General features: G+C 73.1%; 1 protein-coding gene. It reads left to right on the forward strand.

What is annotated here, in order from left to right:
* Window positions 1-279 (forward strand): hypothetical protein (locus tag ACZ3HG_RS23400; RefSeq protein WP_465334720.1); only part of this gene is annotated, 279 nt, incomplete at both ends.

The raw sequence follows: 279 nt of genomic DNA on the forward strand, positions 1-279 counted from the left end.
TCGGGCGACGCCCGACGCGCCGCGACCCGCGCGAATCGGGAGGCCATCGCCGCCGCCGCCGTGCTGCTGCGTCTGAAGGGCCTTGGCGGCCCCGTCGTGTTCGATCTCGCGGGGAAGGGTCACGACGGCGAGTCGCTGAAGACGGCGGCGGAGGCCGCCTTTGCTCCGGGTCAGCCCGGTGTGGCGTTCGGACCCATCAGCCGGTTCGGCTTGTGGCCGCTGGTTCTTCCCCGTCGCGCGGCGCCGACCGTGGATCGTCTTTGCGACCCTTCGGGGCGT

This window comes from Erwinia sp. PME.40.26/001, from assembly GCF_055556675.1.